Here is a 24595-nt window from a genome sequence, read left to right on the forward strand (position 1 = left end):
GATGACGCGCCGCCGCCCCTGGTGGCTCACTGGCATCGGCATCGTGCTGACCGCGTTGATGCTGTTCCCGATCTACTGGATGATCAACGTGTCCTTCACCAAGGACTCCAACATGCGCAAGGACCCGCCGAACATCATTCCGATCGGCGGCACCCTGCACGGCTACGCCATCGTCGTTCACCAGCAGCTGCCATTCCTCGGAACCAGCCTACTGATCGGTGCCGGCACGGTCGCGGTCACGCTGATCCTCGCCGCTCCGGCCGCGTTCTCCCTGGCGAAACTGCGCCCGCGCGGAGGCGGAGCGCTCCGCTTCGTGCTACTTATCGCTCAGATCATCCCGGCCATCATCATGGCGATGGGCTTCTACACCATCTACGTCCGCCTGGGCATCCTGGACACCGTCTGGGGCCTCATCGTTGCCGACTCGACGATCGCGGTCCCGTTCGGGGTCCTGATCTTCACTGCGTTCATGAGCGGGATCCCCGACGAGCTGATGCAGGCCGCCCGGGTCGACGGCGCCGGCACGTGGCGGACCTTCGTCTCGGTCGTGCTGCCGGTCAGTCGCAACTCGGTAATCACGGTGTCGCTGTTCTCGTTCCTGTGGGCCTGGTCGGACTTCCTGTTCGCCAACACGCTGGACGGCGGTGGGGCACTGAAACCGATCACGCTCGGCATCTACGCGTACATCGGCAACAACAACCAGGAGTGGAACTCAATCATGGCCACCGCCGTGGTCGCCTCCATCCCGGCCGCGGTGCTGCTGGTGGTCGCGCAGAGGTACGTGGCCGCCGGGGTGACCGCCGGCGCCGTCAAAGACTGACCCCCAGCCCCTCACGGTCACGAGAACGCCGCTCCGGCGTTGTCCGATCGCCTATCGGAAGAGCACACCCGCATGGTGAGTTACAACGTCGTTGACGGCGCCCTGGAGGTCCGGCATCGGCACGAGGTGATCCGCATCCAGGCCTGGGGTGCGGACAGCGTGCGCGTGCGCGCCGCCCAGCACCGGCTCCCGGTTGAAAGCCACGGGGCCCTCGAGCTGTCCCCGCCCGGCCAGACCGGCCAGATCAGCATCGACGGCACGAGCGCGTGCCTCACCACCGGCAGGCTGCGCGTCGAGGTCGACTTCGACACGGCCGCCGCCTACCCCGAGCCGTTACTCACGTTCCGTACCGCCGACGGGGAGGTGCTGCTGGCCGAGCAGCGCGAGCATTTCTGGATGCCCGGCGCGCGTGTCTACACCGGCAACCGTACCGGGGCCTATGAGATCCACCAGGAGTTCGCCGCCCACCCCGGTGAGCGGCTGTTCGGGCTGGGCCAGCGCACCCACGGTCGGCTCAACCTCAAGGGCCTGGCGTTGGACCTCGTGCAGCGCAACGGCGAGGTGAACATTCCCTTCGTACTGTCCAGCCGCGGCTACGGGCTGCTGTGGAACGTGCCGGCCGTCGGACGGGTGGAATTCGCCGAGAACGCCACCCGGTGGCAGGCCGGCCAGGCCCGCGAAATCGACTACTGGTTCACCGCGGCGCCGACCCCGGCGGACATCCTGGCCCGCTACGCGGACGCCACCGGACACGTGCCCGAGCTGCCGGAGTGGGCCAGCGGCTTCTGGCAGTCCAAGCTGCGCTACCGCACGCAGGAAGAACTGCTGGCGGTCGCCCGCGAGTACAAGCGGCGAGGACTTCCCCTGTCCGTGATCGTGTCCGACTTCTTTCACTGGTCGGCGATGGGCGACTACCGGTTCGACGAGAACGAATGGCCCGACCCCGATGCGATGGTTGCCGAGCTGAATGAACTCGGAGTGCAGCTGATGGTCTCGGTCTGGCCGACCGTCTCGCCACTGTCCGAGAACTACGACACCTATTACGACCGGGGCCTGCTCGTGGGCGCCGACCAGGGGGTCGAGTTCCAGCAGACCATCCAGGACAAGGGCATGGCGGCCCCGCAGCCGGTCGCGTTCTACGACCCCACCAACCCGGCCACCCGCGAGTACGTGTGGGGCCTGGTGAAGGACAACTATCTCTCCCGCGGCATCCGCGTCTTCTGGCTGGACGCCTCCGAACCGGAGCTGAACCCGGCGCAGCCCGGCAACCTCAGCCTTTACGCCGGCCCCGGCGCCGAAACGATCAACATTTACCCCCGGGACAACGCCCGGCTGTTCGCCGAGGGCATGGCCGCCGCGGGCCAGGAGCCGACCGTGCTGCTGTGCCGCTCCGCCTGGGCCGGCTCGCAGAAGTACGGAGCCGCCGTGTGGTCCGGGGACATCCCAGCCACCTGGGAATCCCTGCGACAGCAGTTGCGCGCGGGGTTGAGCATCGCGATCTCCGGCATTCCCTGGTGGACGACCGACATCGGTGGGTTCCACGGCGGAAACCCGGCCGACCCGGCCTACCAGGAGCTGATGGTGCGCTGGTTCCAGTACGGTGTGTTCTGCCCCCTGTTCCGCCTCCACGGCGACCGGCAGCCGCGGGTTCCCACCGGGTACGCGATGACCGGAGGACCCAACGAGGTGTGGTCCTACGGCGAAAACGCCTACCCGCACCTCACCGCAGCCCTGTCCCTGCGGGAGCGGCTGCGGCCCTATATCCATCGACAGATGCATGAGGCCGCCACCGTCGGGATGCCGCCGATGCGGCCCCTGTTCGTCGATCTTCCCGACGACGCACGGGCGTGGGCGGTGGAGGACCAGTTCCTGTTCGGTCCGGACCTGCTCATCGCCCCCGTGTTGCGGCCCGGCGCGCGTGAACGCGAGGTCTACCTGCCGGCCGGCCGCACCTGGGTCGACGCGGCCACAGGCCAGCAGTACCCCGGTGGTCAGTCGGTCACCGCCGCCACCCCGATCGACCACATCCCCGTCTACGTCACCGAAGGATCCGAGGTTCTGAATGTCATCCGCTAGCACGGGCGGCCCCGTCCGCCCCTCGCACGCGTTGCTGCGCCCGCTGGGACCGGATGAGATAACGATCACCGGAGGGTTCTGGGGTGAGAAGCAGCGGGTGAACGGCCGGGCGTCCATCGCGCACTGCCAGGATTGGATGGAGCGCATCGGCTGGATCGGCAACTTCGACCGCGCCGCCGCCGGGACCATCGTCGACGCGCATGCCGGCATCGAGTTCGTCGACTCCGAGGTCTACAAACTGTTGGAGGCGATGGCCTGGGAGCTCGGCCGGCAGCCGGATCCCGAGCTGGCGGAGCGTTACCAGGCGTTGGTGGCCCGCGTGGCCGCCGCGCAGGAACCAGACGGCTACCTGCACACCAGCTTCGGCCGTCCCGGCCAGCCGGAGCGCTACTCCAACCTTGAGTTCGGCCACGAGTTGTACTGCTTCGGGCACCTGTTCCAGGCCGCTGTCGCCCGGCTGCGCACCGGCCACGACGACCTGCTGCCGCAGGTCGCCCGGCGCTTGGCCGACCACGTCCACGCCGTGTTCGGACCCGACGGCCGCGTCGCCGTCTGCGGGCATCCGCAGATCGAGATGGGCCTGGTCGAGCTGTTCCGCGCCACCGGTGACAAGCGCTACCTCGAGCAGGCCGAATTGTTCGTCGACCGGCGCGGCAGGGGCCTCCTGGGCACCAGCCGCTTCGGACAGGACTACTTCCAGGACGACATCCCGGTGCGGCAGACGACCACCATGCGTGGGCACGCGGTGCGCGCGCTGTACCTGGCCTCCGGAGCTCTGGACGTCGCGGACGAGACGAATGACGCCGAACTCACGGATGCCATCACCACGCAGTGGGCCAACGCGGTCGCGCGCCGCACCTACCTCACTGGGGGAGTCGGCTCCCACCACCAGGACGAGGCGTACGGCGAGGACTTCGAGCTGCCGCCGGACCGGGCCTACTCCGAAACCTGCGCCGGCATCGCCTCGGTCATGCTCAGCTGGCGGCTGCTGCTGAACACGGGGGACGAGAAGTACGCCGACCTGATCGAGCGCACTCTGCTGAACAACGTGCTCGCCTCCCCGCGCGAGGATGGCAAGGCGTTCTACTACGCCAACACACTTCACCAGCGCACCCCCGGAGCAATGCCGGATGAGCACGAGTTGTCCCATCGGGCCGAGTCCAGCCTGCGCGCACCGTGGTTCGAGGTCTCCTGCTGCCCGACCAACGTGGCCCGTACCCTGGCTAGCGTGGGCCTCTACTTCGCCACCGCCACCGCGGACGCCATCCACATCCACCAGTACGGTCAGTATCAGATCAGCACTGCCCTGGACGCCGGGCCGGTGCGACTACTGATCGCCAGCGGCTACCCCCTGGACGGGGCGGTGGAGCTCACCGTCCTCCAGGCACCCGAGACGGAGATCTCGCTGCGCCTGCGCGTGCCGTCCTGGGCCGCCGCCGAGACGATCACCGTATCCGAGAAGGCACAGCGGCATCCCGGTCACCTCGAACTGCGCCGCGTCTTCCGCTCGGGCGAGACGTTGCGCCTCGAGTTCCCCCTGGCCGCGCGGGCGACCTACCCCGATCCGCGCATCGACGCGGTCCGCGGCGACTTCGCCGTCGAGCGTGGACCCCTGGTGCTGGCCCTCGAGTCCACCGATCTGCCGGGAGGATGGAGCGTCAACGACATCGAGGCAGACCCCGCCAGCCTGGTCACCGACCAGGACGGCGCTCAGCTCACTGTGCTGCGCCGCACTGAGCACGACACCGCCTGGCCCTACCGCTCCGAGGCGCCAGGCGGCGACCCGCGGCAGGCCATCACCGCCCGCCTGATCCCGTACCACGCCTGGGCCAACCGTGGGCCGTCCACCATGCGGGTCTGGGTCCCCCGGACCGCCGCGTCCGTGACGGGCCAGCAATGACCGCTGACGTGCACTCCGACCCCACCGCGTCCGACCCCACCGCGTCCGACTCCACCGTGTCCGACGCCACCGCGTCGGGCGACGGCGGCGTCCGGCAGATGATCGCGGATGCCCAGGCGATCCTGGGCATCGAGCTGGGCTCGACACGGATCAAGGCGTGCCTGATCGGTCCGGATTTCGCTCCGATCGCCATCGGCAGCCACGAGTGGCAAAGCGAACTCGTCAACGGGCGTTGGACATACTCGCTGGATGCTGTGTGGTCGGGACTGAGGGCCTGCTACGCCGACCTTCTCACCAGCGTCGAGCAGCGCTACGGCGTTCGACCCACGGGCTACCGCGCCATCGGGGTATCCGCGATGATGCATGGCTACCTCGCCTTCGACGCCGCGGGGGAATTGTTGGTCCCATTCCGTACCTGGCGGAACACCTCGACCGGTCCGGCGGCCGCGGAGCTGACCGACATGCTCGGCGTCAACGTGCCGCTGCGCTGGTCTATCGCCCACCTGTATCAGGCCGTGCTCGACGGCGAACCCCACGTGCCCGAGATCGCGACCCTGACGACCTTGGCCGGGTACGTTCACTGGCGGCTGACCGGGCGTTCGGTGCTGGGCGTCGGGGACGCGTCCGGCATGTTCCCGATCGACCCGCAGACCGGCGGTTTCGATGCGAGCCTGCTGGCCAAGGTCGATAGGCTCATCGCCGACCGGGTGCCCAGCGCCACGGTGACGGACCTCCTGCCGCAGGTCCTGCCGGTGGGGCAGGAGGCCGGAGCGCTCACCGTGGAGGGCGCCCGGCTGCTCGACCCGACGGGCACCCTGCGCCCGGGCATCCCGTTCTGTCCGCCCGAGGGGGACGCGGGCACCGGAATGGTCGCCACGAATTCGGTCGCGCCGCGCACCGGCAATGTGAGCGTCGGCACGAGCGTCTTCGCGATGGTCGTGCTCGAGAAGCCCTTGGCCGCGGTCCACTCCGAGGTGGACGTGGTGGCGACGCCTGCCGGCGACCCGGTCGCCATGGTGCACTGCAACAACGGCGCGACCGAACTGGCGGCGTGGGCCGGGGTCTTCGGGCGTTTCGCCGCAGCCACCGGCACTCCAACCGACCCGGACGCCGTTTATGCGGCGCTGCTGACCGAGGCCTTGGCCGGTGAGCCCGACGGTGGTGGGATGCTGGCCTACAACTATCTGTCCGGCGAGCCGATCGTCGGCCTCGCGGACGGCCGGCCGCTGTTCGCGCGTACCCCCGACAGCAGACTTACCCTCGCGAACCTCATGCGCACGGTGGTGTATTCCGTCTTCGCCACGCTCAGCCTCGGCATGGCCGTGCTTGCCGAGGAAGGGGTCCGGGTGGACACGCTGGTCGCCCACGGCGGGCTCTTCCGCACCCCGGGAGCCGCCCAGCAGTTGCTGGCCACCGCGATGGGCGCACCGGTCGCGGTGGCAGGCGTCGCGGGCGAGGGCGGTGCGTGGGGCATCGCACTGCTGGCCGCCTACCTTCATGCCGCGCCAGCACAGGGCTTGACCGACTTCCTCGCGCGGGAGGTGTTCCGTGACGGTTCACGCAGCGTGGCCGAACCGGAGCAGCGCGACGTCGACGGCTTCGCCGCGTTCCTCGACCGATTCCGACGAGGACTGCCGCTTCAACGGGCCGCCGCCGAGGTTCTGGCGCTGGCACCAGGGGAGGAGAACCGATGACCGGCATCGCGCTGACGATCGAGGCTTTCGCAAGCCGCTGAACTGGGTTTCCGTGGTCGTGAAGGATGAGGTCGCGCATTGAATCGGTGGCCGTAGGCTGGCCCAGTGGCGCAGCGCGACTGGGTGGAATGGCACCGAGACTACGACGATCCCGACTCCCTGCTCTCGCGGCGGGGGAAACTCGTGCGGGGGCACCTGCGCGCCGAGCTCGAACGTGCGCCCGTCGGGGACGTCCGCCTGATCAGCCTCTGCGCCGGGCAGGGCCGGGACGTGATCGGCGTGCTGACCGGACATCCGCGCCGAGACGACGTGCGCGCCCGGCTGGTCGAGCTGGACGAGCGCAACGTCGCGCTCGCACGGCAGGCGGCGCAGGCGGCTGGGCTGCACGGCGTTGAGGTGATGCAGGCCGACGCCGGGATCACCGATGCCTGCATCGGCGCGGTACCCGCCGAGATAGTGGTGGCGTGTGGCATCTTCGGCAACATCACCGGCAGCGACATTCAGGTCACAGTGGCCGCGCTGCCCAGCCTGTGCGCACCTGGTGCGCTGGTCCTCTGGACCAGGCACCGCGTTCCGCCCGACCTGACTCCCGCGATCCGGTCCTGGTTCGGGGAGGCGGGCTTCCGCGAGGAGGCGTTCGACACCAGCCACGACGGCTTCATGTCGGTGGGCGCGCACCGGCTGACGGGCGAGCCCGCCGCGCTGACGCCCGGCCAGCGGCTGTTCACCTTCGTGGCCAGGACCTGAGCCGGGCTACCTCAGGTCCGTCCTGTCGATTGCGTGAACCAGATGACGGTCAAGCGAGCCAGGTCGCGGGCCGGAAGGCCGCCACCACTTTTGGCACTGCCTCTCGATCGCGGGTCGGCCGTCGCGATGCCGAACGACTCCCGGGCAAGCGTGGATCCTGTTGATATGGGCGATACTGAATCGATGATGCGACGGGGGTTGTCTCTGAAGACGGCGTGCGTCGGTGTGATGCTGGCCCTGGGGCTGATACTCGCCGGATGTGCCCAGCCCGGGAGCGCGGCCGGGGCCGGTTCGCCAGGGCATGTGACCCCAGGGCCGTCGGTGTCCGAGGATTGGAAGAGCTACGCGGTGCAGGTGAGTGCCGTCAAGCCGGGGCCATCGCCGGACACCGTGCTCATCGACGTGCTCTTGCCGGGGACGGGAGCGACCTGTGCCCGCAACGCGAGGGCCGAGCAGTTCGACCAGGCGGACACCACGATTTTTGTGCACGTCCTCGTCGACTCGGCCGGGTCGGATACCTTCGGGGTGTGCCCGACGGAGGTTCCCGCGGAGTACCGGCCTGCCTCAGCCGGTGCCGTCCTGCACCGGATAGTGGATGATGACCGCACCGCCGGTGGCGTAGTTGGCGACATCGGCGCCCACCCGCTGGCCTTGCGGCGACGCCCGCGCCGCGGCCATGGCGGCGGCGTCAGCGAAGTCGCCTTCGAAGACCGCGAAATACGGCGCTTCTCCCTCGGTCGCCGCCACATCGAAGCTGTAGCGCCACGCAAGCAGGCCGGGCAGATTCATGACCAGTGGAAGGTGGTTGGTCACGTAGTAGTCGCGGAAGTGGTCAGGGTCGGCGGGCTTGGAATACAGGACCACCAACTTGTGCATGACGACCTCCGTCCGCCTTCGTCCAGAGACGAGACCATAACACTCCGGGTGACCTGGGAGCTCCTGCTAAGAACCAGGGACGACACGGAACGGTTCGGATCGCCCTAAGATCCAATGTTTACCGATCGCCCAATGCCGCTGGTATGTTGAGCCCTCGCCGAGTGGTGCGGGACCAGGTTTGGGGATGCTTGTGGCTGAGGTGGCGCTGCGGCCGGTTGAGGACTCTGATCTCGATGCCTTATTCGAGCAGATGCGGGATCCGGAGTCGGTCCGGATGGCCGCCTTCACTGCACAGGATCCCGACGACCGCGCCGCGTTCGATGCCCACATGGCAAGGGTCAGGACGTCGCCTGGAGCCACCAACCGCGCTATCACGGTTGATGGACGGCTCGTCGGCAGCATCGCCAGCTTCGTCATCGAGGACGACACCGAAGTCACGTACTGGATCGACAGATCCTGCTGGGGGCGGGGCATCGCCAGTCGAGCGCTCGCCCTGCTCTTGGAGTTGGTCCCGGTACGGCCCGTGTTCGCCCGTGCCGCGAGTGACAATGTCGGATCGCTCAAGGTGCTACAGAAGGCAGGATTCGCCATCACAGGCACGGAGATCTCGTTCGCCAACGGGCGGAACTCGGAGATCGAGGAAACGATCCTGCGCCTTGACGAGCCCGCGGGACGTGCCTCGAACCGCAGGTGACCCAGCCCGAGGGTGGGCGATTCGGCCGGCACCTTGGGGTCCACCAACGCCGGGAAATTCGCGTGGGGGACTGGCCGATGGCGGCCGGGTTGCGACGTCCTTGGGCTTCAGGTCTTGGCCGTGCGCTGTGCTCTTACGGTTTGTACCGTCCGCCAGGGGCCGTGGTTGCGGGAGATCTCGTTGCGCCAGGAAAAGGTGGCGGGCTGGAGGTCGTGGAAAACCCAGCGTTCGATCCGGTCGGCTTCGGCTCGTTCGAGGACGATGTCGGGGCCGACCTGCCGTGCGTACATGTGGATGACGGTCGTCGTGGCGGTGGAATGGAAGGTGAAGCGCCACAGCCGCAGACGCGGGTCCCAGATCCGCACGCAGAGGCCGACTTCGCGCTGGGTGTCGGCGCACGGGATGGTGCCGGCCGGGACGCGCCACACGTCGACCACGGCGCGGCCGTCCAGTGCGTAGCTGAACTCCCATTCGCCGGTGATGTGGCGGGCCGGTGAGCCGTCGGGGCGCAGATAGGTGACACGCGTCTGCCATGCTCCGGTGAACTGCCCGAACAGCCGCAGGTCAGCGGCGTGCCGGGTGTCCGGCGCGTGCGACAGGATCGAGGTCATGCCAGCTCTCCTTGCAGTCCCGCGGCGACACAGCCGACGATCGGGGATGGGTGGGCGCTGTCCGGGTCGAGGTGCGGGTTGTAGATCGTGACATCGACGCCCAGGATGCGACCTGTTTGGCGCAGCCGGGACAGCAGCCGGGTCAACTCCTCGAAGGTGAGGCCGGGTGTTCCCGGTGTGTCGACACTCGGCAGGATCGCCGCATCGAGTACGTCGAGGTCGACGTGCACCCAGATCGGGTGCGTGGCTCGGAGATGTTCGACGGCCCGGCGTGCTGCCGCATCCATGCCCATGGCGAGCATCTCGTCGATGCCGATGACCAGCAGGCCAGGAGGTAGCGCCTGGCCGGTCCGGTCACCGAGTTGGACGACGTGGCGGTCTTCCACGAGTGGCCCGTCAAGGCCTGGCCAGCGGGTCAGAATCAGCTCTCCGCGGCCGGTGGCCAGGGCCAGGTCCATGCCGGCGGCCGCACCGAGCGTGGCGAAGTCGTGGTTTCCCGGATGGGTGAAGTCAGGGTGCCCGTCGATGTGCACCAACGCGATCTCGTGGTGCCGGCGGGCACCGCCCAGGCAGCCAAGCAGCAGGGAGCAGTCACCGCCGAGGACGACCGGCAGCCGCCCGCCGGCGATCGCGTCGCTGACGGCGTCGACCAGCAGCAGGCTGTGTTCGCGCAACGTCACGCCGTTGCGCACCCGGGTGCCCGGTTGCGCCTCGGCCTGGTACGGCGGGTGGGGCAGCTCGGTTACCGCGACCGCCCCGAGCCGCCGGCCGAGGCCAGCTTCGCAAAGCGCACGCGGTGCACTCCAGGTCCCCGGCTCGGCTCCGCCAGCATCCGGTCGCAGGCCCAGGCTCCACGGCACACAGATCACCTCAACCGGGAGGAGACCGTTCGTCTGGTCATGGTTGGCCATGCTGCTCCTCACGTTGTGAGCTACACCGGTAAAAAGTGTTTCACCGGTGTAGTCAACGGCGCAAGGCCAGATATCATCGCGCCATGGTCACCGCTACAAGCCCGAACCGGACGCCCCACGAGTTCCGTTCACGTGACTTCCGGGGCGGCCACCCGGTCATCGACTTCGTCAACACCGTCACCGCCCGCAACACCACGGCACCTGAGGACTGGCTCGACAGCTACGCCACGCTGCTGCGCTGGGCGTCGTTGAGCGCGCTGACCATCCCCGCCGGCGCGGCGACTGTCGAGGCGGACCGGGCGGACGCCCAAACCGAGATGCGGCGGTGCCGAGAACTCCGCGAGGCGCTGCACGCGACCATGACGGCCGTACTGGACGACGTCCCCGTGCCCCGGTCCGCCGCCGCAACGCTGCAGGCGAACTGGCGGCACGCCGCAACACACGTACACCTGGAACTGTCGTCCACCCCGTTCCGCCTGCGGCACGACCAGCCCGGGCCCGCGCTGTCGGTCGTGCGGCGCACGCTGACCGCCGCCGCGGTCGAGTTGCTCATCGACCTTCCACGCGAACGCATCCGCAGATGCCCGGGCGAGCGCTGCGGATGGATCTTCCTCGACACCTCGAAAGCCGGCCGTCGCCGGTGGTGCGACATGGCGACGTGCGGCACGGCCGACAAGAATCGTCGCCGCCAGCCAAGCCCATAGGAGTCACCGTCGAGCGCCAACGAAACTTGCTCCCGCGCGTGGGGCGAATACGTGGGTTGGCGCGGGTCCTGATGATCGATCAAACATAATTCAACTAAGTAGGTCCGGAACCCCGCCGAAAAGACGTAAATTGCCACCTATAGAAGTGGATTGATCTGGTCAATCCGGACGTCGGCGGTTTGAAGTCTTGCGGATCTGTTTAGATACGTCTATTTTATTGAATCGAAAGCCTGATGCTGGCGAAGTCGCCCAACGCTCCCAAAGGAAGGGACGACGCCGGCTCGACGGAGGCCCTACTCACGACGGTCTGCGGCGGCCGATCCGCGCGAGCCGCCCCGGTCCAAGGATGGCGGGTGAGGTATCGATGGCACTGGCACGTGAGGCAGGAATCTCCACTCGCACCATCCGCGGGAACAACCCCGGTTGGTGATCCCGCGCACCGATTCGCACGTCAGCACCCGACGGAGTTCGTCCGAGCGGCAATCCGTCATCGCCGCATCTTGACGCTCTGGCTCAAGCGTTCCATGCCAAGGTTCGCAGGTCTATTCCTTCGCCGGAACAACCGAGGACCCGCGACCACTCCTTGATGAGGAGCAGGTCAATGACGTTCGTCCATCGCCTGTCTTTCCGCCGCTGCGCCGTCGTCGCGGATTCAATCCTGGCCCTGGTGCTGCTCACGGCGCAGCGAGCCAGGCGGCGCGCATCTGCGAAGCCGGTGATGTCGCGGTCTACCAGGGCGACACGTTCCGAGCCCGCTGGTACACGCGCAACGAGGTTCCCGGTGAACCGAACGATCCGTGGGAGCAGTTGGCCTCGCCACCCGTCCGCGGCGTGGACGGCGATGACGGTGTGCAACACCGGCGATCAGATGTCGCACTGCGGCAAGGTGTATGAGGCCAAGTCGTGGACCCGTAACCAGGCGCCGGGCCACCCCAATGGTCCGTCGAAGTCGATCAGCTAGCCGGCCAGTGGTTCCGCCGGCACCGTCACGACTCGCTCGATCAGCGGGTAACTATCCGGGGCGTCCCGACCGCATCGTCCGTTGTGGCCGCGACGCCTTTCATCCCCACCGCCGAATTCAGGTCTCGAAAGGATGCCCATGGGACGCAGGTGGATGAGACGCAGGTACTTGCCCGTCCTGGCCGCGGTCGCGCTGGTCGTTGGCGTCGTCGTCGCGACCCCCGCGCCGGCGCTGGCCACGGCTGTCCAGCCGCCGTCTCCCATTGACCCGAGCCCCGTCAACGGCCAGTCGTACTATCTGGTCAGCCAGGCGTCCGGGCTCCAGGCCGGCGGCAATGGCGCCACGACGAAGGACGGCGACAACGTCCGTCAGAGCCTTCGCAACTTCAGCGACCTCGGCCAACGATGGTCCGTGACCAAGGTACCGAGTGGCAACTGGCTGATCAGCAACGTCGGTAACGGACTTTGCCTCGACAGCCGATCGGAGGCCGGAACCACCTGGACGGTTCAGAACCGATGCGCCAGCGGCGTATCGACCCAAGAGTGGGACTTTACCTACATCACCAACGGCTACAGTGTCATCATCAACGCCGGCACTCACCTCGTGCTGGATGTGTCTGACTCCAGTTCGGACCCGGACACGGCCCTGATCCAGTCGCCGCTTGTCGGCGCGCCCTCGGCGACACAGTCCTGGTTGCTGCGCCCCACCTACTTCCTCGGCAACGACTCGAGCCTGCAGGAGAAGGCCGAGTTTGATCGTACGGTGGCCGCGAACAGCCCGCCATGGTGGCATGTGGGCTATCTGCCGGGGCAGGACCTGCTGCAGATCTTCAAGGCCGAGGGAATGAACATGATTCGGGTCCGCCCGGCCTCGATCAATACCACCGTCGTCCACGACGGCGTCACGTTCCCGATCACCACGGCGCCCTACAACAACTACACGCTGGCACCACCGCCCGCCAGCCAGATCATCCCGGCCAGCGCCAACTCGGCGTCCCCCGGCGGAACGAGTAGCGGAAACCACGCCCAGACGGACTGGTCAGCCGTCGATCTGGCCAAGCGCGCGAAGCAACTCGGCATGGCGGTCAACGTCACCCTGTTCTACTCCGGCGACAACACCTCTGAAACTCCGGGAAACTGGGCCGGCAAAACGGTCGACCAACTCGCCGGCGACTCGCAGACCCCAGGGCTCATGTACGACTATGTGAAGCAGGAGATGGAGCTGTTCCGAGCCAACGGTGCGTGGCCCGACATGGTCTCGATCGGAAACGAAGTCAACGACGGTATGTTCACGACCACGGGCGCCGGTGGCCTTTCGCCTTCGGGCACGAATTGCACCCCGACGGCGACCGGTGGTGGTACCGGGACGGCGAACTGTTTCCCGCGCATCCAGCAGGCGGCCATGCGAGCGATCGCCGACGCCGCGGCGGACACGTCCAACCCTGGGCTGCTCGGTCGGCCGCTGCCGCCGCCGCTCACCTGCATTCACGTCGACGGCAATCCCGATCTCCAGACCTTCTTCGCCGGCGCGACCGGGCCCAACGGAATCCCGCTGGACGCCGCCTGCTCAAGCTACTACCCCGGCTGGCACGGACCGCTGACCCAGGCTCAGCAGGACTGGCACCCCTGTAACACCGCGAACTGCGGCACCAGCAGGCAGCATGTCGAGGAGACGAACTTCGCCACCGAGGCGAACGGCCTCGGCCTGCCCATCTTCACCATCGAGGATGGCGTGGCATACACGACGAGCGGCAGCCCGCAGGACCCGTGGTACGGCGTGAACCCGTCAGGTCCGTCCCGCGACCTCTCGCGCCAAGGAATGATCGATCTCACCAAGGCCGAGCAGAACATCCCGAACCATCTGGCTCTCGGCATGGAATGGTGGGCGGGCGAAGCAACCTCCATCCCCGGAATCACCGCGGCCCAGGGCTTCTGGGCGACTCCCGGCATCGGCCTCTTCGATGCCTCGACGACGGCCGCGAACCCCATGGACAACGCCGCACTACCGGTCCTGGCCGCCATGGGTGGCAAGCTGAATCCGACGCTCTCCTACAAGTTTGTCAACGCCGCAGACGGGCGCGTGCTGCAAACAGCTTCCGGGTCGGCCGCACCGGGGGCTTCGCTGCGGACAGGGCCCGACACCGGGATCACCGGGCCGCACCAGCAGTGGCAGATCTTGGCCCAAGGAGCCGATCCGCACCAGAACGCGGCAACGTACCCCACACCCATGGACCATCGCGGCGACGGCTTCTTCCAGATTGTCAACGCCAACAAGACAAGCGGCGTCAACGTCCTTGACACCGACGGGCTCACCGGCAGCGGTAGCCCGGTCGTGCAGAATCCGCAGAGCGCCGACGTCCTCGCGACCACCGGAACGGACGCCGCCCAGGAATGGGACGTCCTCAGCGTCGGAGACTGCGGCGACACCCCGGCGAACTGCACCGCGCCGCCGCTGGTGACCAAGGGCGACGGCAGCTTCTACATGATCACGAACAAGGCAACGGGCAACGTGCTGGCGCTTTCCGGCACCGGCCCCAACGCCGTCGTGGAGCAGGAAGCGCCAGCGGCGCCGTCCAACGGTGACTGGATGGTCCCGGCCAACAAGGGCCAACTGTGGCGGATCGTGCCGGCGACCATCACCCAGCCCACCGTCGCGACGACCACGACCCTGCAGGTGTCGACGAATCCCGCACCGATCGGTCAGCCGGTCACCTTGACGGCCACGGTAGCCGGAGGCACACCGGTTGCCGGCAGCACCGTCACCTTCCTTGACGGTTCCACCGTCCTCGGAAGCACAAGCCTCGCGCAAGGCCAGAAGGTGGCCTCACTCACGACACCGACATTCGCCGCGGGCACCCACGTGCTACGCGCTGTCTATGGCGGAGACGTCATCAACCTCGGCAGCGAGTCGACGCCGGTCACGCTGAACGTCCCGGCCGCATGGAAGGCTTCGGCGGTCTACGACAGCGGCGACCTGGTCAGCTACCACGGGGCGATTTACCTGGCCTCCTGGTGGACGCAGAACCAGGCGCCCGGTGACCCGTACGGTCCGTGGCAGGAGTTGACCGTGAATTCCGACGGTGTCCCGCTGTGGACGGCGTCACGGATCTTCAATACGGGTGAGGTGGCGATCTACCACGGTCACGTCTACGAGGCGAAGTGGTGGACCCGGAACCAGGTGCCGGGTGATCCGTATGGGCCCTGGAAGTTGACCGCCTGAACAAATCTCCACGCTGGCCCGGGACCGCGACCGTCCCGGGCCAGCGGCACAAGCAAGCGATGGATCTCGAACCCGCGGCCGTGCGGCTCCGCCACCAGTTCGGATGGGTGCTACCACGGCCATACCCGGACTCACCGAGCTGGTCGAGCGCGACGAGGGGGTCGTCCGCGCCGGCAGCTGGAGCGAGACCAGCTTGATCGTGGGTATAGCGTGCGCTGGTCCCCAGCCGACGTCTTCATGATCGACTGGGAATCCGGCTACGCCCAATGTGGTATGCCGAAATCCTTCCCTGGTGGTATGCGGCGACTGTCCGGATTCGAGATGCTGGGCGGGTAGCCGGAGCAATCAGGGAGGGACGGCGGATGCGTTCAGAACGTCTCGTGCAGCCCATCATCGCGCCGGGGGGCTCGGTAGGCTCGGGTGGGCCGCGACCGTGGCGGCTGGGTGTGCGGGCTCGCAAGTGGACGCTGGTCGTGCACATCGCGTCCGCTGGCGCGTGGCTCGGCATTGACGTCGTCATGGCTGTGCTGATCTTTACCTCGCTGGCCAGCAGGGGCGACACCGCGACCGTGGCGCTGTGCTATCAGGTACTGGAACTGGTCGCCGTCTGGCCGTTGTTCGCGGCTGGCCTGGTGTGCCTCGCCACCGGTCTGCTGCTTGGGCTCGGTAGTAAGTATGGGCTTCTGCGGTACTGGTGGGTCGCCACGAAGCTGGCGTTGAATCTGTTGCTCACCGGGCTGGTCCTGCTCGCGTTGCGTCCGGGCCTTGCCCAGTTGGCCCGGGTGGGTCGGGAACTGGCCGCGGGGCAGCACGTGGACGCGGCGCTGCACGGCATGATCTACCCGCCGATCGTCTCGCCGATCGCGCTGATCGTCGCGCTGTTGCTTGCCGTGTTCAAGCCGTGGGGACGGATCCGGTCGACTGGCGGGCTCCCGGTGGCGGAGGCGGGGGGCGGCGGTGTCCCGGAGGAAGGACCGGCTCCGACCCTGGGGGCTCAGCCGGGGATCGACTGAGGCCCCCGGTGTGGACAGGACCTCGTGGGCCAACCGATCGCTACCCGCAGCCACGAACTGCTCGGCGTACTCGCGGATCAGCGCGCGTCCGATGCCTAGTGCCGTATCCACTAACCTTTGCCCTCTCGGGTGGGGGTTGTGGATCCTCGCCGCCTGGTGGCGGTCGAGCGACTCCCCACCACGGGTGGTGGGGCGGGCCACGGCTGGCCAACGGACCCTGGTGCCGGCGCTAGGGTGCGGCGGCGGGGGTCACGCCGGGACTGGCCGACACCGGGCAGGTGCCGGCCGGCTCGACGGTGCGTGATCACCTCCGGCAGCCGAATGCTGCCGGAGGTGGGAGTTCCGCCGCCCGGGGTGCGGGTGGCGATGATGGCCGCCGCGACAAGGTCGCGGTGCCCGGTCGTCTGGCAGTGGGGGCAGGTCATCGTCCGGCCCCTCGGTTTCCTGATCCGCCTGCGGCAGGTGGGGCAGGTTGACGAAGTGCCGCGTTCATCAACGAGGTGCACGGTGATCCCGGCGAGTTCGGCCTTGTCCCGCAGCACCGCGATCGCCCGGCCGATCTGCCACTGACGCAGCCGCAGGTTGTGCCGCCGCCCCGCGGACTGCTCAAGGACGCCGCGGGGGTCGCCGACGGTCAGGGTGCCAACCCGGTGTTGCACCGCCCAGCCGATCACGGTCTTCGCGGCCTCGTGCTGGGCCTGACGGACCCGACGCCGATGCGCGCCTTCGACCTGGTGGCGGCGACGCCGGTAGTGGCGCCACCGCCGGGAGCCGCGCTGCCCCGGTTTCGGTGCCCGGGCGGCGACCGCCCGGTTACGGTGACGGGTATCGGTCAGGTGCATGCGGTGTTCGGCGCGGATCGCCCGCCCGGACACCAACAGCCCCGCACCGTCACGGCCGGCGACCGCATAGGGGTGAATGACGCCCAGGTCAACCCCGGCCACCCGGGCCGGGTCCGGCCCCTGGCCGGTTGGGTAGGCGGCCACGGGTACTTCCGCGGTGACCTCCACGACCAGCCGACCCTGCGCGTACAGCAGGGTCACCGACCTGACCTGCTCGGCCGGGTAGGGGATCTCCCGGTCCAGCCGCAGCCACAACGCGGGGCACCCGGCCGCGGTCGGCACCCGTAGCCGCCGCCCTACCAGGGTGAACGTGCCGTGATACCAGCGCACCGGCATCAACCCACGCCGCCGGCGGGGGAACCGTGACTGGGTGTCGCCGTCGCGGCGGCGTTTGGCCGCCGCGAACCAGGCGTCGGAAAACCGGCGCAGCACCGACCGCGCCCCGACCGTGCACAGCTCACCGAACGTGCCCGAACCCGCCGCCGTCAACTCCCGGCACAACTCCTGATACCCGACCAACGGGGGTGCCTGACGACGCCACCGCCACTGATTGATCTCCAACAGACAGGCCCACACATCACCCGCGGACCGCAGCAACCCGAAACACCGCCGCCGCTGCCCACGAGTCAGCCGCAGACCAACGCGGGCGGTGCGATGCACCACCCGAACAGCATCCGGACCGCGACGCCTCGGCACATCAGGCACTCCACCACACGGGTACGACAACATCCGCCCACGACCACGAATACCCAGCTCAAGCCACATTCGTGCAGCACCGATCACTGCGACAGGGCGAAGGTTCGCTGACACGGCACTAGCTGGATGCTGTAGTGGTGCAAGGCCGCACCGCGCAATGACCGCTCGGGATCCCACTGGACATGTACGGCGGCACCGGCAAGTGTCCTGCCCCGTTCCTCGCTTCCGGCGCTGGGCACGGTCGGCACCGACAGGGACAGTGCCAGTTCCCAACCCTGACGGGTGATCCGTACGGCGAGAATGCGCTCCTGGTTGGCCTTGCGGGCCCAGTCGCTGCGATGCATCAGCCACCGGAACGACGGCTTGATCCAGGTCATCCCGGTGATGCGCGAGGCATCCCTCGGGCAATCGAACAATGCTGAGCATCCCCGGCGGGCGCCGCCGGCGCGAACGCTTTCGCGACCCGGGTCACTGATCGCAGTGACCCCGCGAGGGCCAGCGCCATCCGCCGGCCCTCGACGGCGATCTGACGGTCAGCGCCGCATCGCTGGTCGTTCGCGGTTCGTCCAGGCCCGAAGGAGCCATTCCACTGGCCCGTACCGGAACCGGCGCACCCACCACACGCTCAGGGCGACCTGGACTGCGTAGACGGCCAACGCGATGAGGACGGCCTGTGCGGGGGACGTGCGGCCGGCGAGTCCGGCCCCGACGCCGGTGAAGATGAGGACACCGGCGAGGGACTGGCCGAGATAGTTGGACAGCGACATCCGACCCGCGGCTGCCAGCGTGTGCGCGATCCGAGATCGCCGTTGGAAGAGGCGCAATGCCGTCGAGGCATAGGCGGCGGCGAGGAACGGGGCGGTGATGACGCTGACCATCAGGCCGGTCACATTGTCGGTGCCGCCCCCGATCGCGAACACCGTTGCGCCGGCCAGCCCGACCGGGTAGCCGACACGTTCGGCCCAACGTAGCAGGGACGCGTGGCTGGGGAGGTCGGCCAGCATCCGCCGCTTTCCGGCCGCGAGCCCGACGAGGAATGCGGACAGGGCGAGTGGTCCTTGGACGAGGAGGGTGCCGAGCATGGCGGGTAGCGAGCGCAGGTGCTCCCCGATGACGTCGCCGAGGCCGCCCTGGAGCGCCGCGGTGGAGCGGGCGCCGGCTTCGATCGCGGCGGCTTGGTCCGGTACGAGGGTGGCCCCGAGCACCGCGGCCACTCCGATGAAGAACGCGATGATGCCGACGATCCAGGCCGCGGCAATCAGTGCGGTGCGGGGCTGGATGCGTCGGGCGGCGAGCAGCACGAGACCGAGGAGTGCGTAGGTGGTGAGGATGTCACCCTGGAAAAGCAGCACCGCGTGCAGGGCGCCGAGCACGAACAGCCCCAACAGCCGGCGCCGGAACCGCCGCGTGAACTCGACGCCCTGCCGGGCGGCCGACTCGAGCTGTAACGTGAAGCTGTAGCCGAAGAGGAACGAGAAGAGCAGGTACGCCTTCATCGCGAACAGCAGCTCGACCGCGAGCGACACTGTTCGATCGAAGCCGTTGTCCGCCGGATCGTGTACCAGCTGGAACGGGTACCCGGAGGCGAAGAAGGCGATGTTCACGAGCAGGATGAGCAGCAGTGCCAAGCCGCGCAACGCATCGATGTCGCCGATCCGCGCATCGGGTCTCAACTGTGGACGGTCCATGGCTGGTAACCCTCGAGTTGACGCTTCCATGTATCGACGCTATTCGGCCCGCACATTCATCGACATCCGGCAGTCCCTACGTTTTGCCGTAGGGCCAGCCATACCAACCGTTGCGGCATCGTGCAGTGGGACCTACGTACCGGGAAGTCCACCCCCGCCAAGCTGAGCCCGCCTTCCTGGGGCATCAACCGGTACGGCTGGATGGCTGGCAGCTCCACCGGGTCCAACCCGGCCGTTGAGGAGAACGGCCAGGTGATTGCGTTGCCGCTGCCGGCCGGGACCATAGGCGGCGTCGGTTCCGGGGCAAGAACCATCAGCGACGACGGGCACGTCATCGGCGGTCAGGCGAATCTGGCCAACGCGGATTCCGTCCCGCTCCGCTGGCTCTGCCACTGAACCACCGGGAACCCGGCCTGCCTCGATCGCGAGACGACATCGTCCAGAGTCGTTCCATCGAATCCTCGCACCCGCATCAGGGCGGCAGCGTTAGCGACGATTTTGAACTTCGTCTTGGGCGCACGCGCCGTCAACCGCGCGGCCGCGGCCGTCCGCGAGCTCTCCTCCACCGTCCCGTGCTACTCGTGGAGAGGTGCGGCCGTCTCGCCGCACCTGGACGACTTCGTGTCGGAGGCCGACTCAACCATCGGTGTCCCTTGCGGCGCCCCATCAGCCATGGTGCGCATTCCCCGCCCGAGGGCGTCCGGCCCGCTGCGACCTCGCCCCCGGCGCCCGCTCGGCGACCCTTGCTACACTGGACGAGTTGGTCCAGTTGAGGTCCGATAGCTAGCCCGAACAGGAAGCCGTAATGTCCGAATCCTATGCACTCCCCACCGAACCCGAAGACGTCGTCGCGTCGCTGATTGAGCGGTTTAACTCCGGCAAGGTCAGCGCGATGTTGGCCTTGTACGAGCCGGAGGCCGTGTTCGTCGTGAAAGACGGACGAACCGTCACTGGTCATGCCGAGATCGCTGCGCAGCTCGAGCCCGATCTCAAGTATGGCCTGCCGCTGGAGGCCAAGGCGCGCCACGTGTTCGTTGCCGGCGATACCGCCCTGCTCGTGCTGGACTGGTCGATTGATGGCACCGGGCCCGACGGCGAGCACGTGCGTCTGGAAGGCTCGGCGAGCGATGTCGTGCGTCGCGGCGCGGATGGGTTCTGGCGGTACGTGATCGACAATAATCTCGGGACGGCGGTGCGACAGCCCGCCTGAACACGTGGCCGCCACGTGGTGAGACTGCCCGTATCGCGCAAGGCGTGCGCTTCCACGCTCAAGCCTGAGGTGAACGGGGCGTCGGTGGGTAATACCAGGGCGCTTGATTGGTCGAGATCTTGGACCTGTGCGCCTGGATCCGTCGGCAGGCGACGGAATCCCAGGTGGTGCCATCGATCGGATTTCAGCTGACGGAGCCAGATGCGGATCATCGGCCGCCGGCGGTGCCGGCGCCGAGGGTGCTCGGGCATTTCATGGCGGCCGCCCCGCCCGGCGTAGAGCCTGGTGGTGTTGGACGATATAGTCCAAAGAGCCGTCCAGAGAGTGTGGCGGTGAGGACTGGATAGAGGGGGTGCCGGGTGAAGGCGATTGTGGTGACGGATCAGGCCGCGGGAACGGCCGGGATGACGCTGGCCGAGCGTCCCGAGCCGGAGGCCGCGGGCAACGATGTGCTCGTTGAAGTGCATGCCTCGGGTTTCACTCCTGGAGAGTTGACGTGGCCGTCGAACTGGACGGATCGCCTCGGCCGTGACCGGACGCCGTCGATCCCTGGGCACGAGTTGGCCGGCGTGGTCAGCGCCCTCGGCTATGGAACGACGGGGCTGTCGGTGGGACAGCGGGTGTTCGGGCTCACGGACTGGACCCGCGACGGCACGCTGGCGGAGTACGCGGCCGTCGAGGCGCGTAACCTCGCGCCGCTGCCGGGCGACGTCGACTTCACGGTGGGCGCGAGCCTGCCGATCTCGGGCCTGACCGCTTGGCAGGGACTGTTCGAGCACGGTCGTCTTCAGCCGGGCCAGAGCGTGCTTGTGCACGGTGCGGCCGGCGGCGTCGGATCGTCGGTTACCCAGCTCGCGCGTGAGGCGGGCGCTTACGTCATCGGTACCGGACGCGCTGCCGACCGTCAGACGGCACTCGACTTCGGCGCGAAGGAGTTCGTCGACCTCGACAACGACGCACTGGAAGATATCGGCGGAGTCGACCTGGTGTTCGACGTGATCGGCGGTGACATCGCGACGCGGTCGGCAGGGCTGGTTCGAGCCGGAGGAACACTCGTGACGATCGCCGGCCCGCCGGCGGCGCGGCCCGCGGACGGCCTCGCGATCGACTTCGTCGTCGTGTCCGATCGGGCCCAACTGAGCGAGGTTGTCCAGCGGGTGCGGGACGGACGTCTGCGGACGGTCATCGGAAACGTCGCGACCCTCGATGATGCCGTTGCGGCGTTCAATCCGACCGAGCGGGTCAAGGGGAAAACGATCATCCGCATTCGCCCGTAAGGACTTGGCGTACGGCGACCTCATCGACCCCGAACACCCGGGAGTGGCCAAGGGCCTCCCTCGACAGAAAGTGTGACGATGACGATCAATCTTGACGCCGGGGCGGTCACTCGCGAAGAGAACAACGTGGCGCTCATCGCCGCTCTGGACAAGCCAGGTCTCAGCGAGGTGGAGTCCAGCTGGGAGCTCGATGTCATCAACGACGCGGAGCACGGCCGGTGGATGGCCGCCCTCGGCGCTGACGCGATCGCCGAGCTCACGTACCGGATCGTCGGCGGCCGTGTCGTGCTGCTCTCGACCTGGGTCAACCACGCCTACCGCAACCATCGGGTGGCGACAGAACTCGTCGCTCGGGTGCTGGATGAGGTCCGCGAGAGCGGGAAGAAGATCACCATCATCTGCCCGTTCGTGGGTGAGTTCATCGCCCGCAACCCGGAATACCTCGACCTCATCGACAAGGTTCATCCCGGGGCCGGTGCCCACCCCCAGCACGAACCCACGGGGGCCCAGGGCGACGAGCAGCTCGCCGCGTTCGAGCACGACCTGACGTAGCCGTCCGGCGTTCAGACATGGTTCGAGCCGTCCAGCGGCCCGGATGGTCGGCCGTGGACGGACATCGGCAACGTCGCGGCCCTCGACGATGTCGCCGCCGCCTTCCATCCGCCGCAAGGGGCCAAGGGCGAGACGACCATCCGGGTTCGTCCAGAAGGACGCGGACAACGGGGACCTCTGTTATGTCGTAACGGGGTTGGCGAAGACTGTTGCAAAGAGGATTCAGATGAAAGCGATCGTGGTGACGGACCGGGCCGCGGGAACGGCTGGGATGACGCTGGCGCAGCGGCCCGAGCCGGACGCGGCGTGGCTCGCCAGTCTTGAGGGCGCCAACTATGGCGATGTCGTCGTTGAAGTTCATGCGTCGGGATTCACCGGGAATGAGCTGGAGTGGCCATCTACCTGGATCGATCGCCTAGGCCGTGACCGGACACCGTCGATCCCCGGCCACGAGGTGGCCGGTGTGGTCACCGCCCTCAGCTATGGGGCAACGGGGCTGTCGGTGGGGCAACGGGTGTTCGGGCTCACGGACTGGACCCGCGACGGCACGCTGGCGGAGTATGTCGTCGTCGAGGCGCGCAACCTCGCGCCGCTGCCGGGCGACGTCGACTTCACGGTGGGCGCGAGCGTCGCGATGACGGGACTGACCGCGTGGCAAGGTCTGTTCGAACACGGCCACCTCCGGGCCGGCCAGAGCGTCCTCGTGCACGGCGCGGCCGGCGCAGTCGGTTCGATGGCGGCACAACTCGCACGTGAGACCGGCGCCTACGTCATCGGTACCGGACGCGCCGGCCACCGTCAGGCGGCGCTCGACTTCGGTGTGCATGAGTTCGTGGACCTCGAGAACGACGCGCTGGAAGGCGTCCGCGGGGTCGATCTGGTGTTCGATGTCTTCGGCGGCGACATCGGAAGGCGGTCCGCGGGTCTGGTTCGAACCGGCGGAACACTGGTGAGCGTCGCCGGCCCGGCCGAGGCGCGGCCGGCCGACGGTCTGGCGGTCGATTTCGTTGTCGTGTCCGATCGCGCGCAACTGGGTGAGATCGCCCGGCGGGTGGGGGACGGACGGCTGCGGACGAACATCGGCCACGTCGCGACCCTCGATGACGCTGTCGCTGCCTTCAATCCGACCGAGCGGACCAATGGGAAGACGATCATCCGGGTTCGACCGATATGATCATGAACTGATCTGAACTCGGGCCTCGCCACCGGCGCAACGTGTCGTCTGATCCGATAACGCGACAACGCCCGCCCGGCTACCCGGTCTCGAATGCCTGTTCCAGGCCGGCTGTCAACCAGTGCCATTCGGGCTGCAGGGTTAGCGGAGTCCGCTGACTGAGCCCTTCGAGGACCGCGACTGCGCGGCCGTGAACCGCCACGGGGGCGGCGGGATCGACGCCCGCGGCTACTCGTACCGTCTGAGCCACCGCGATGGTGAATGCGACGGTGGGATCGGCGGTCGTCAGCGTCGCTGTCAGCTGCCGATCGTCGAGGGTGCCCAGGAGGACCCCGAACGCCGGCCCGAGCGCCGCAACGCAACGCAGCGCGGCATCGACCTCATCGGCCTCGACCACCGGCAGGTCGCCGAGCCCGAGGCTGATGTCGCGTTCGTGGATCCAGGCGTCCCACAATGCATGCCGCACGACGGCCGAGATACTGACATGGCCGAGCGGGCTTTCGGCGAGCATGGACCATTCGTCGTCAGTCAGGGTGCTGAGCAGATCCGTCAGTGCGTGGGTCGACCCGAGGAAGGCATCCAGCACGTCCGCGGGAGACGGATTGCCCGCGGCCGCCACGAGGCCCGCGGGGGTGGCGACAGGGTCGAAGGCGTCGAGCATCCGGGTCGGCGTGCCACGGCGACCTTCGTTGATCGAGTGGATCCAGAACCTGTTGACCGAGGCGAGGTGGATTACCACGTCACGGTTCGTCCAGCCCGCACACCTGCTCGGCGCCTGCCACTGTGCGGGGCCGAACCGTGCGACGGTCTTCGCTAACCGCAGCCGCTGGCGGACGGCGGGGGCGGCCACCGAGGCCAGGTCATCCTCGTAGGTGATGACCGGGGCGGTGCCGTATCGAGGTCGGATCCTCACACCGCGACTGTCCATCA

The 24595-nt window shown here is 68.0% G+C and carries 22 protein-coding genes; 15 read left to right on the plus strand and 7 right to left on the minus strand.

Annotation, left to right across the window (positions count from 1 at the left end; all coding sequences use genetic code 11):
* Position 1 precedes the first annotated feature (1 nt).
* The 5 genes from ABEA87_RS16415 to ABEA87_RS16435 all read left to right on the plus strand — a co-directional run bounded on the left by ABEA87_RS16415 (position 2) and on the right by ABEA87_RS16435 (position 7237).
* Entirely contained in the window at positions 2-820 is an 819-nt protein-coding gene (locus ABEA87_RS16415; protein WP_345630450.1) for a carbohydrate ABC transporter permease, read from the plus strand.
* A 72-nt stretch (positions 821-892) separates the two neighbouring features.
* The gene (locus ABEA87_RS16420) at positions 893-2896 is read left to right on the plus strand and encodes a glycoside hydrolase family 31 protein (RefSeq protein ID WP_345630452.1); all 2004 of its coding nucleotides are present in this window, start codon (positions 893-895) and stop codon (positions 2894-2896) included.
* Positions 2883-4796: a glycoside hydrolase family 127 protein gene (locus tag ABEA87_RS16425; RefSeq protein WP_345630453.1), complete on the plus strand. Its 1914-nt coding sequence runs from the start codon at positions 2883-2885 to the stop codon at positions 4794-4796. Before ABEA87_RS16420 ends, ABEA87_RS16425 begins: the two co-directional genes overlap by 14 nt.
* Positions 4793-6490: a xylulokinase gene (locus ABEA87_RS16430; RefSeq protein WP_345630456.1), complete on the plus strand. Its 1698-nt coding sequence runs from the start codon at positions 4793-4795 to the stop codon at positions 6488-6490. Before ABEA87_RS16425 ends, ABEA87_RS16430 begins: the two co-directional genes overlap by 4 nt.
* A 105-nt stretch (positions 6491-6595) precedes the next feature.
* Entirely contained in the window at positions 6596-7237 is a 642-nt protein-coding gene (locus ABEA87_RS16435) for an SAM-dependent methyltransferase (RefSeq protein ID WP_345630458.1), read from the plus strand.
* A gap of 564 nt (positions 7238-7801) precedes the next feature.
* Here ABEA87_RS16435 and ABEA87_RS16440 read toward each other — a convergent pair.
* Positions 7802-8113 carry an EthD family reductase gene (locus tag ABEA87_RS16440; protein ID WP_345630460.1) on the minus strand — a complete coding sequence of 104 codons (312 nt, stop codon included), beginning with the start codon at positions 8111-8113 and terminating at the stop codon, positions 7802-7804.
* A gap of 184 nt (positions 8114-8297) precedes the next feature.
* Between ABEA87_RS16440 and ABEA87_RS16445 the strand changes: the two genes are divergently transcribed.
* Positions 8298-8807, plus strand: coding sequence for a GNAT family N-acetyltransferase (locus ABEA87_RS16445; protein ID WP_345630462.1), 510 nt, complete (start codon positions 8298-8300; stop codon positions 8805-8807).
* 107 nt (positions 8808-8914) lie between these two features.
* On the opposite strand, the gene ABEA87_RS16450 is transcribed toward ABEA87_RS16445, so the two are convergent.
* Both ABEA87_RS16450 and ABEA87_RS16455 read right to left on the minus strand, forming a co-directional pair.
* Positions 8915-9418 (minus strand): hypothetical protein, encoded by a 504-nt coding sequence (locus ABEA87_RS16450; protein ID WP_345630463.1) that lies wholly within the window; start codon positions 9416-9418, stop codon positions 8915-8917.
* Positions 9415-10329, minus strand: coding sequence for an arginase family protein (locus ABEA87_RS16455; RefSeq protein ID WP_345630465.1), 915 nt, complete (start codon positions 10327-10329; stop codon positions 9415-9417). Before ABEA87_RS16455 ends, ABEA87_RS16450 begins: the two co-directional genes overlap by 4 nt.
* Before the next feature lie 83 nt (positions 10330-10412).
* Between ABEA87_RS16455 and ABEA87_RS16460 the strand changes: the two genes are divergently transcribed.
* From ABEA87_RS16460 to ABEA87_RS16475, 4 genes are all read left to right on the plus strand, one after another.
* Positions 10413-11033: a CGNR zinc finger domain-containing protein gene (locus tag ABEA87_RS16460; protein WP_345630466.1), complete on the plus strand. Its 621-nt coding sequence runs from the start codon at positions 10413-10415 to the stop codon at positions 11031-11033.
* Positions 11034-11814: 781 nt separating this feature from the next.
* A complete protein-coding gene (locus ABEA87_RS16465; RefSeq protein WP_345630468.1) occupies positions 11815-11994 on the plus strand; it encodes a carbohydrate-binding protein in 180 nt (59 codons plus the stop codon).
* Between the two features lie 153 nt (positions 11995-12147).
* Positions 12148-15213: an RICIN domain-containing protein gene (locus ABEA87_RS16470; protein WP_345630470.1), complete on the plus strand. Its 3066-nt coding sequence runs from the start codon at positions 12148-12150 to the stop codon at positions 15211-15213.
* 362 nt (positions 15214-15575) lie between these two features.
* Positions 15576-16226 (plus strand): hypothetical protein, encoded by a 651-nt coding sequence (locus tag ABEA87_RS16475; RefSeq protein WP_345630472.1) that lies wholly within the window; start codon positions 15576-15578, stop codon positions 16224-16226.
* A 110-nt stretch (positions 16227-16336) separates the two neighbouring features.
* Here the strand turns inward: ABEA87_RS16475 and ABEA87_RS16480 are convergent, their stop codons facing one another.
* The 3 genes from ABEA87_RS16480 to ABEA87_RS16490 all read right to left on the minus strand — a co-directional run bounded on the left by ABEA87_RS16480 (position 16337) and on the right by ABEA87_RS16490 (position 19437).
* Positions 16337-17833, minus strand: a complete 1497-nt coding sequence (locus ABEA87_RS16480) for an RNA-guided endonuclease InsQ/TnpB family protein (RefSeq protein ID WP_345630473.1) — start codon at positions 17831-17833, stop codon at positions 16337-16339.
* Between the two features lie 14 nt (positions 17834-17847).
* The gene (locus ABEA87_RS16485) at positions 17848-18141 is read right to left on the minus strand and encodes a DUF4291 family protein (RefSeq protein WP_345630475.1); all 294 of its coding nucleotides are present in this window, start codon (positions 18139-18141) and stop codon (positions 17848-17850) included.
* 156 nt (positions 18142-18297) lie between these two features.
* On the minus strand, positions 18298-19437 hold the full coding sequence (locus ABEA87_RS16490; RefSeq protein ID WP_345630477.1) for a DUF418 domain-containing protein: 1140 nt from the start codon (positions 19435-19437) through the stop codon (positions 18298-18300).
* Positions 19438-19572: 135 nt separating this feature from the next.
* Between ABEA87_RS16490 and ABEA87_RS16495 the strand changes: the two genes are divergently transcribed.
* From ABEA87_RS16495 to ABEA87_RS16515, 5 genes are all read left to right on the plus strand, one after another.
* Entirely contained in the window at positions 19573-19848 is a 276-nt protein-coding gene (locus ABEA87_RS16495; RefSeq protein WP_345630479.1) for a hypothetical protein, read from the plus strand.
* Positions 19849-20257: 409 nt separating this feature from the next.
* Positions 20258-20662, plus strand: coding sequence for a YybH family protein (locus ABEA87_RS16500; protein WP_345630481.1), 405 nt, complete (start codon positions 20258-20260; stop codon positions 20660-20662).
* A 359-nt stretch (positions 20663-21021) separates the two neighbouring features.
* Positions 21022-21939, plus strand: coding sequence for an NADP-dependent oxidoreductase (locus ABEA87_RS16505; RefSeq protein ID WP_345630483.1), 918 nt, complete (start codon positions 21022-21024; stop codon positions 21937-21939).
* Between the two features lie 78 nt (positions 21940-22017).
* Positions 22018-22491 (plus strand): GNAT family N-acetyltransferase, encoded by a 474-nt coding sequence (locus ABEA87_RS16510; protein WP_345630485.1) that lies wholly within the window; start codon positions 22018-22020, stop codon positions 22489-22491.
* A gap of 226 nt (positions 22492-22717) precedes the next feature.
* Positions 22718-23665 (plus strand): NADP-dependent oxidoreductase, encoded by a 948-nt coding sequence (locus ABEA87_RS16515; protein WP_345630487.1) that lies wholly within the window; start codon positions 22718-22720, stop codon positions 23663-23665.
* Positions 23666-23744: 79 nt separating this feature from the next.
* On the opposite strand, the gene ABEA87_RS16520 is transcribed toward ABEA87_RS16515, so the two are convergent.
* Entirely contained in the window at positions 23745-24578 is an 834-nt protein-coding gene (locus ABEA87_RS16520) for a maleylpyruvate isomerase N-terminal domain-containing protein (RefSeq protein WP_345630488.1), read from the minus strand.
* Between the last annotated feature and the right edge of the window lie 17 nt (positions 24579-24595).

The organism is Rugosimonospora acidiphila (assembly GCF_039543385.1).
Classification (GTDB): domain Bacteria; phylum Actinomycetota; class Actinomycetes; order Mycobacteriales; family Micromonosporaceae; genus Rugosimonospora; species Rugosimonospora acidiphila.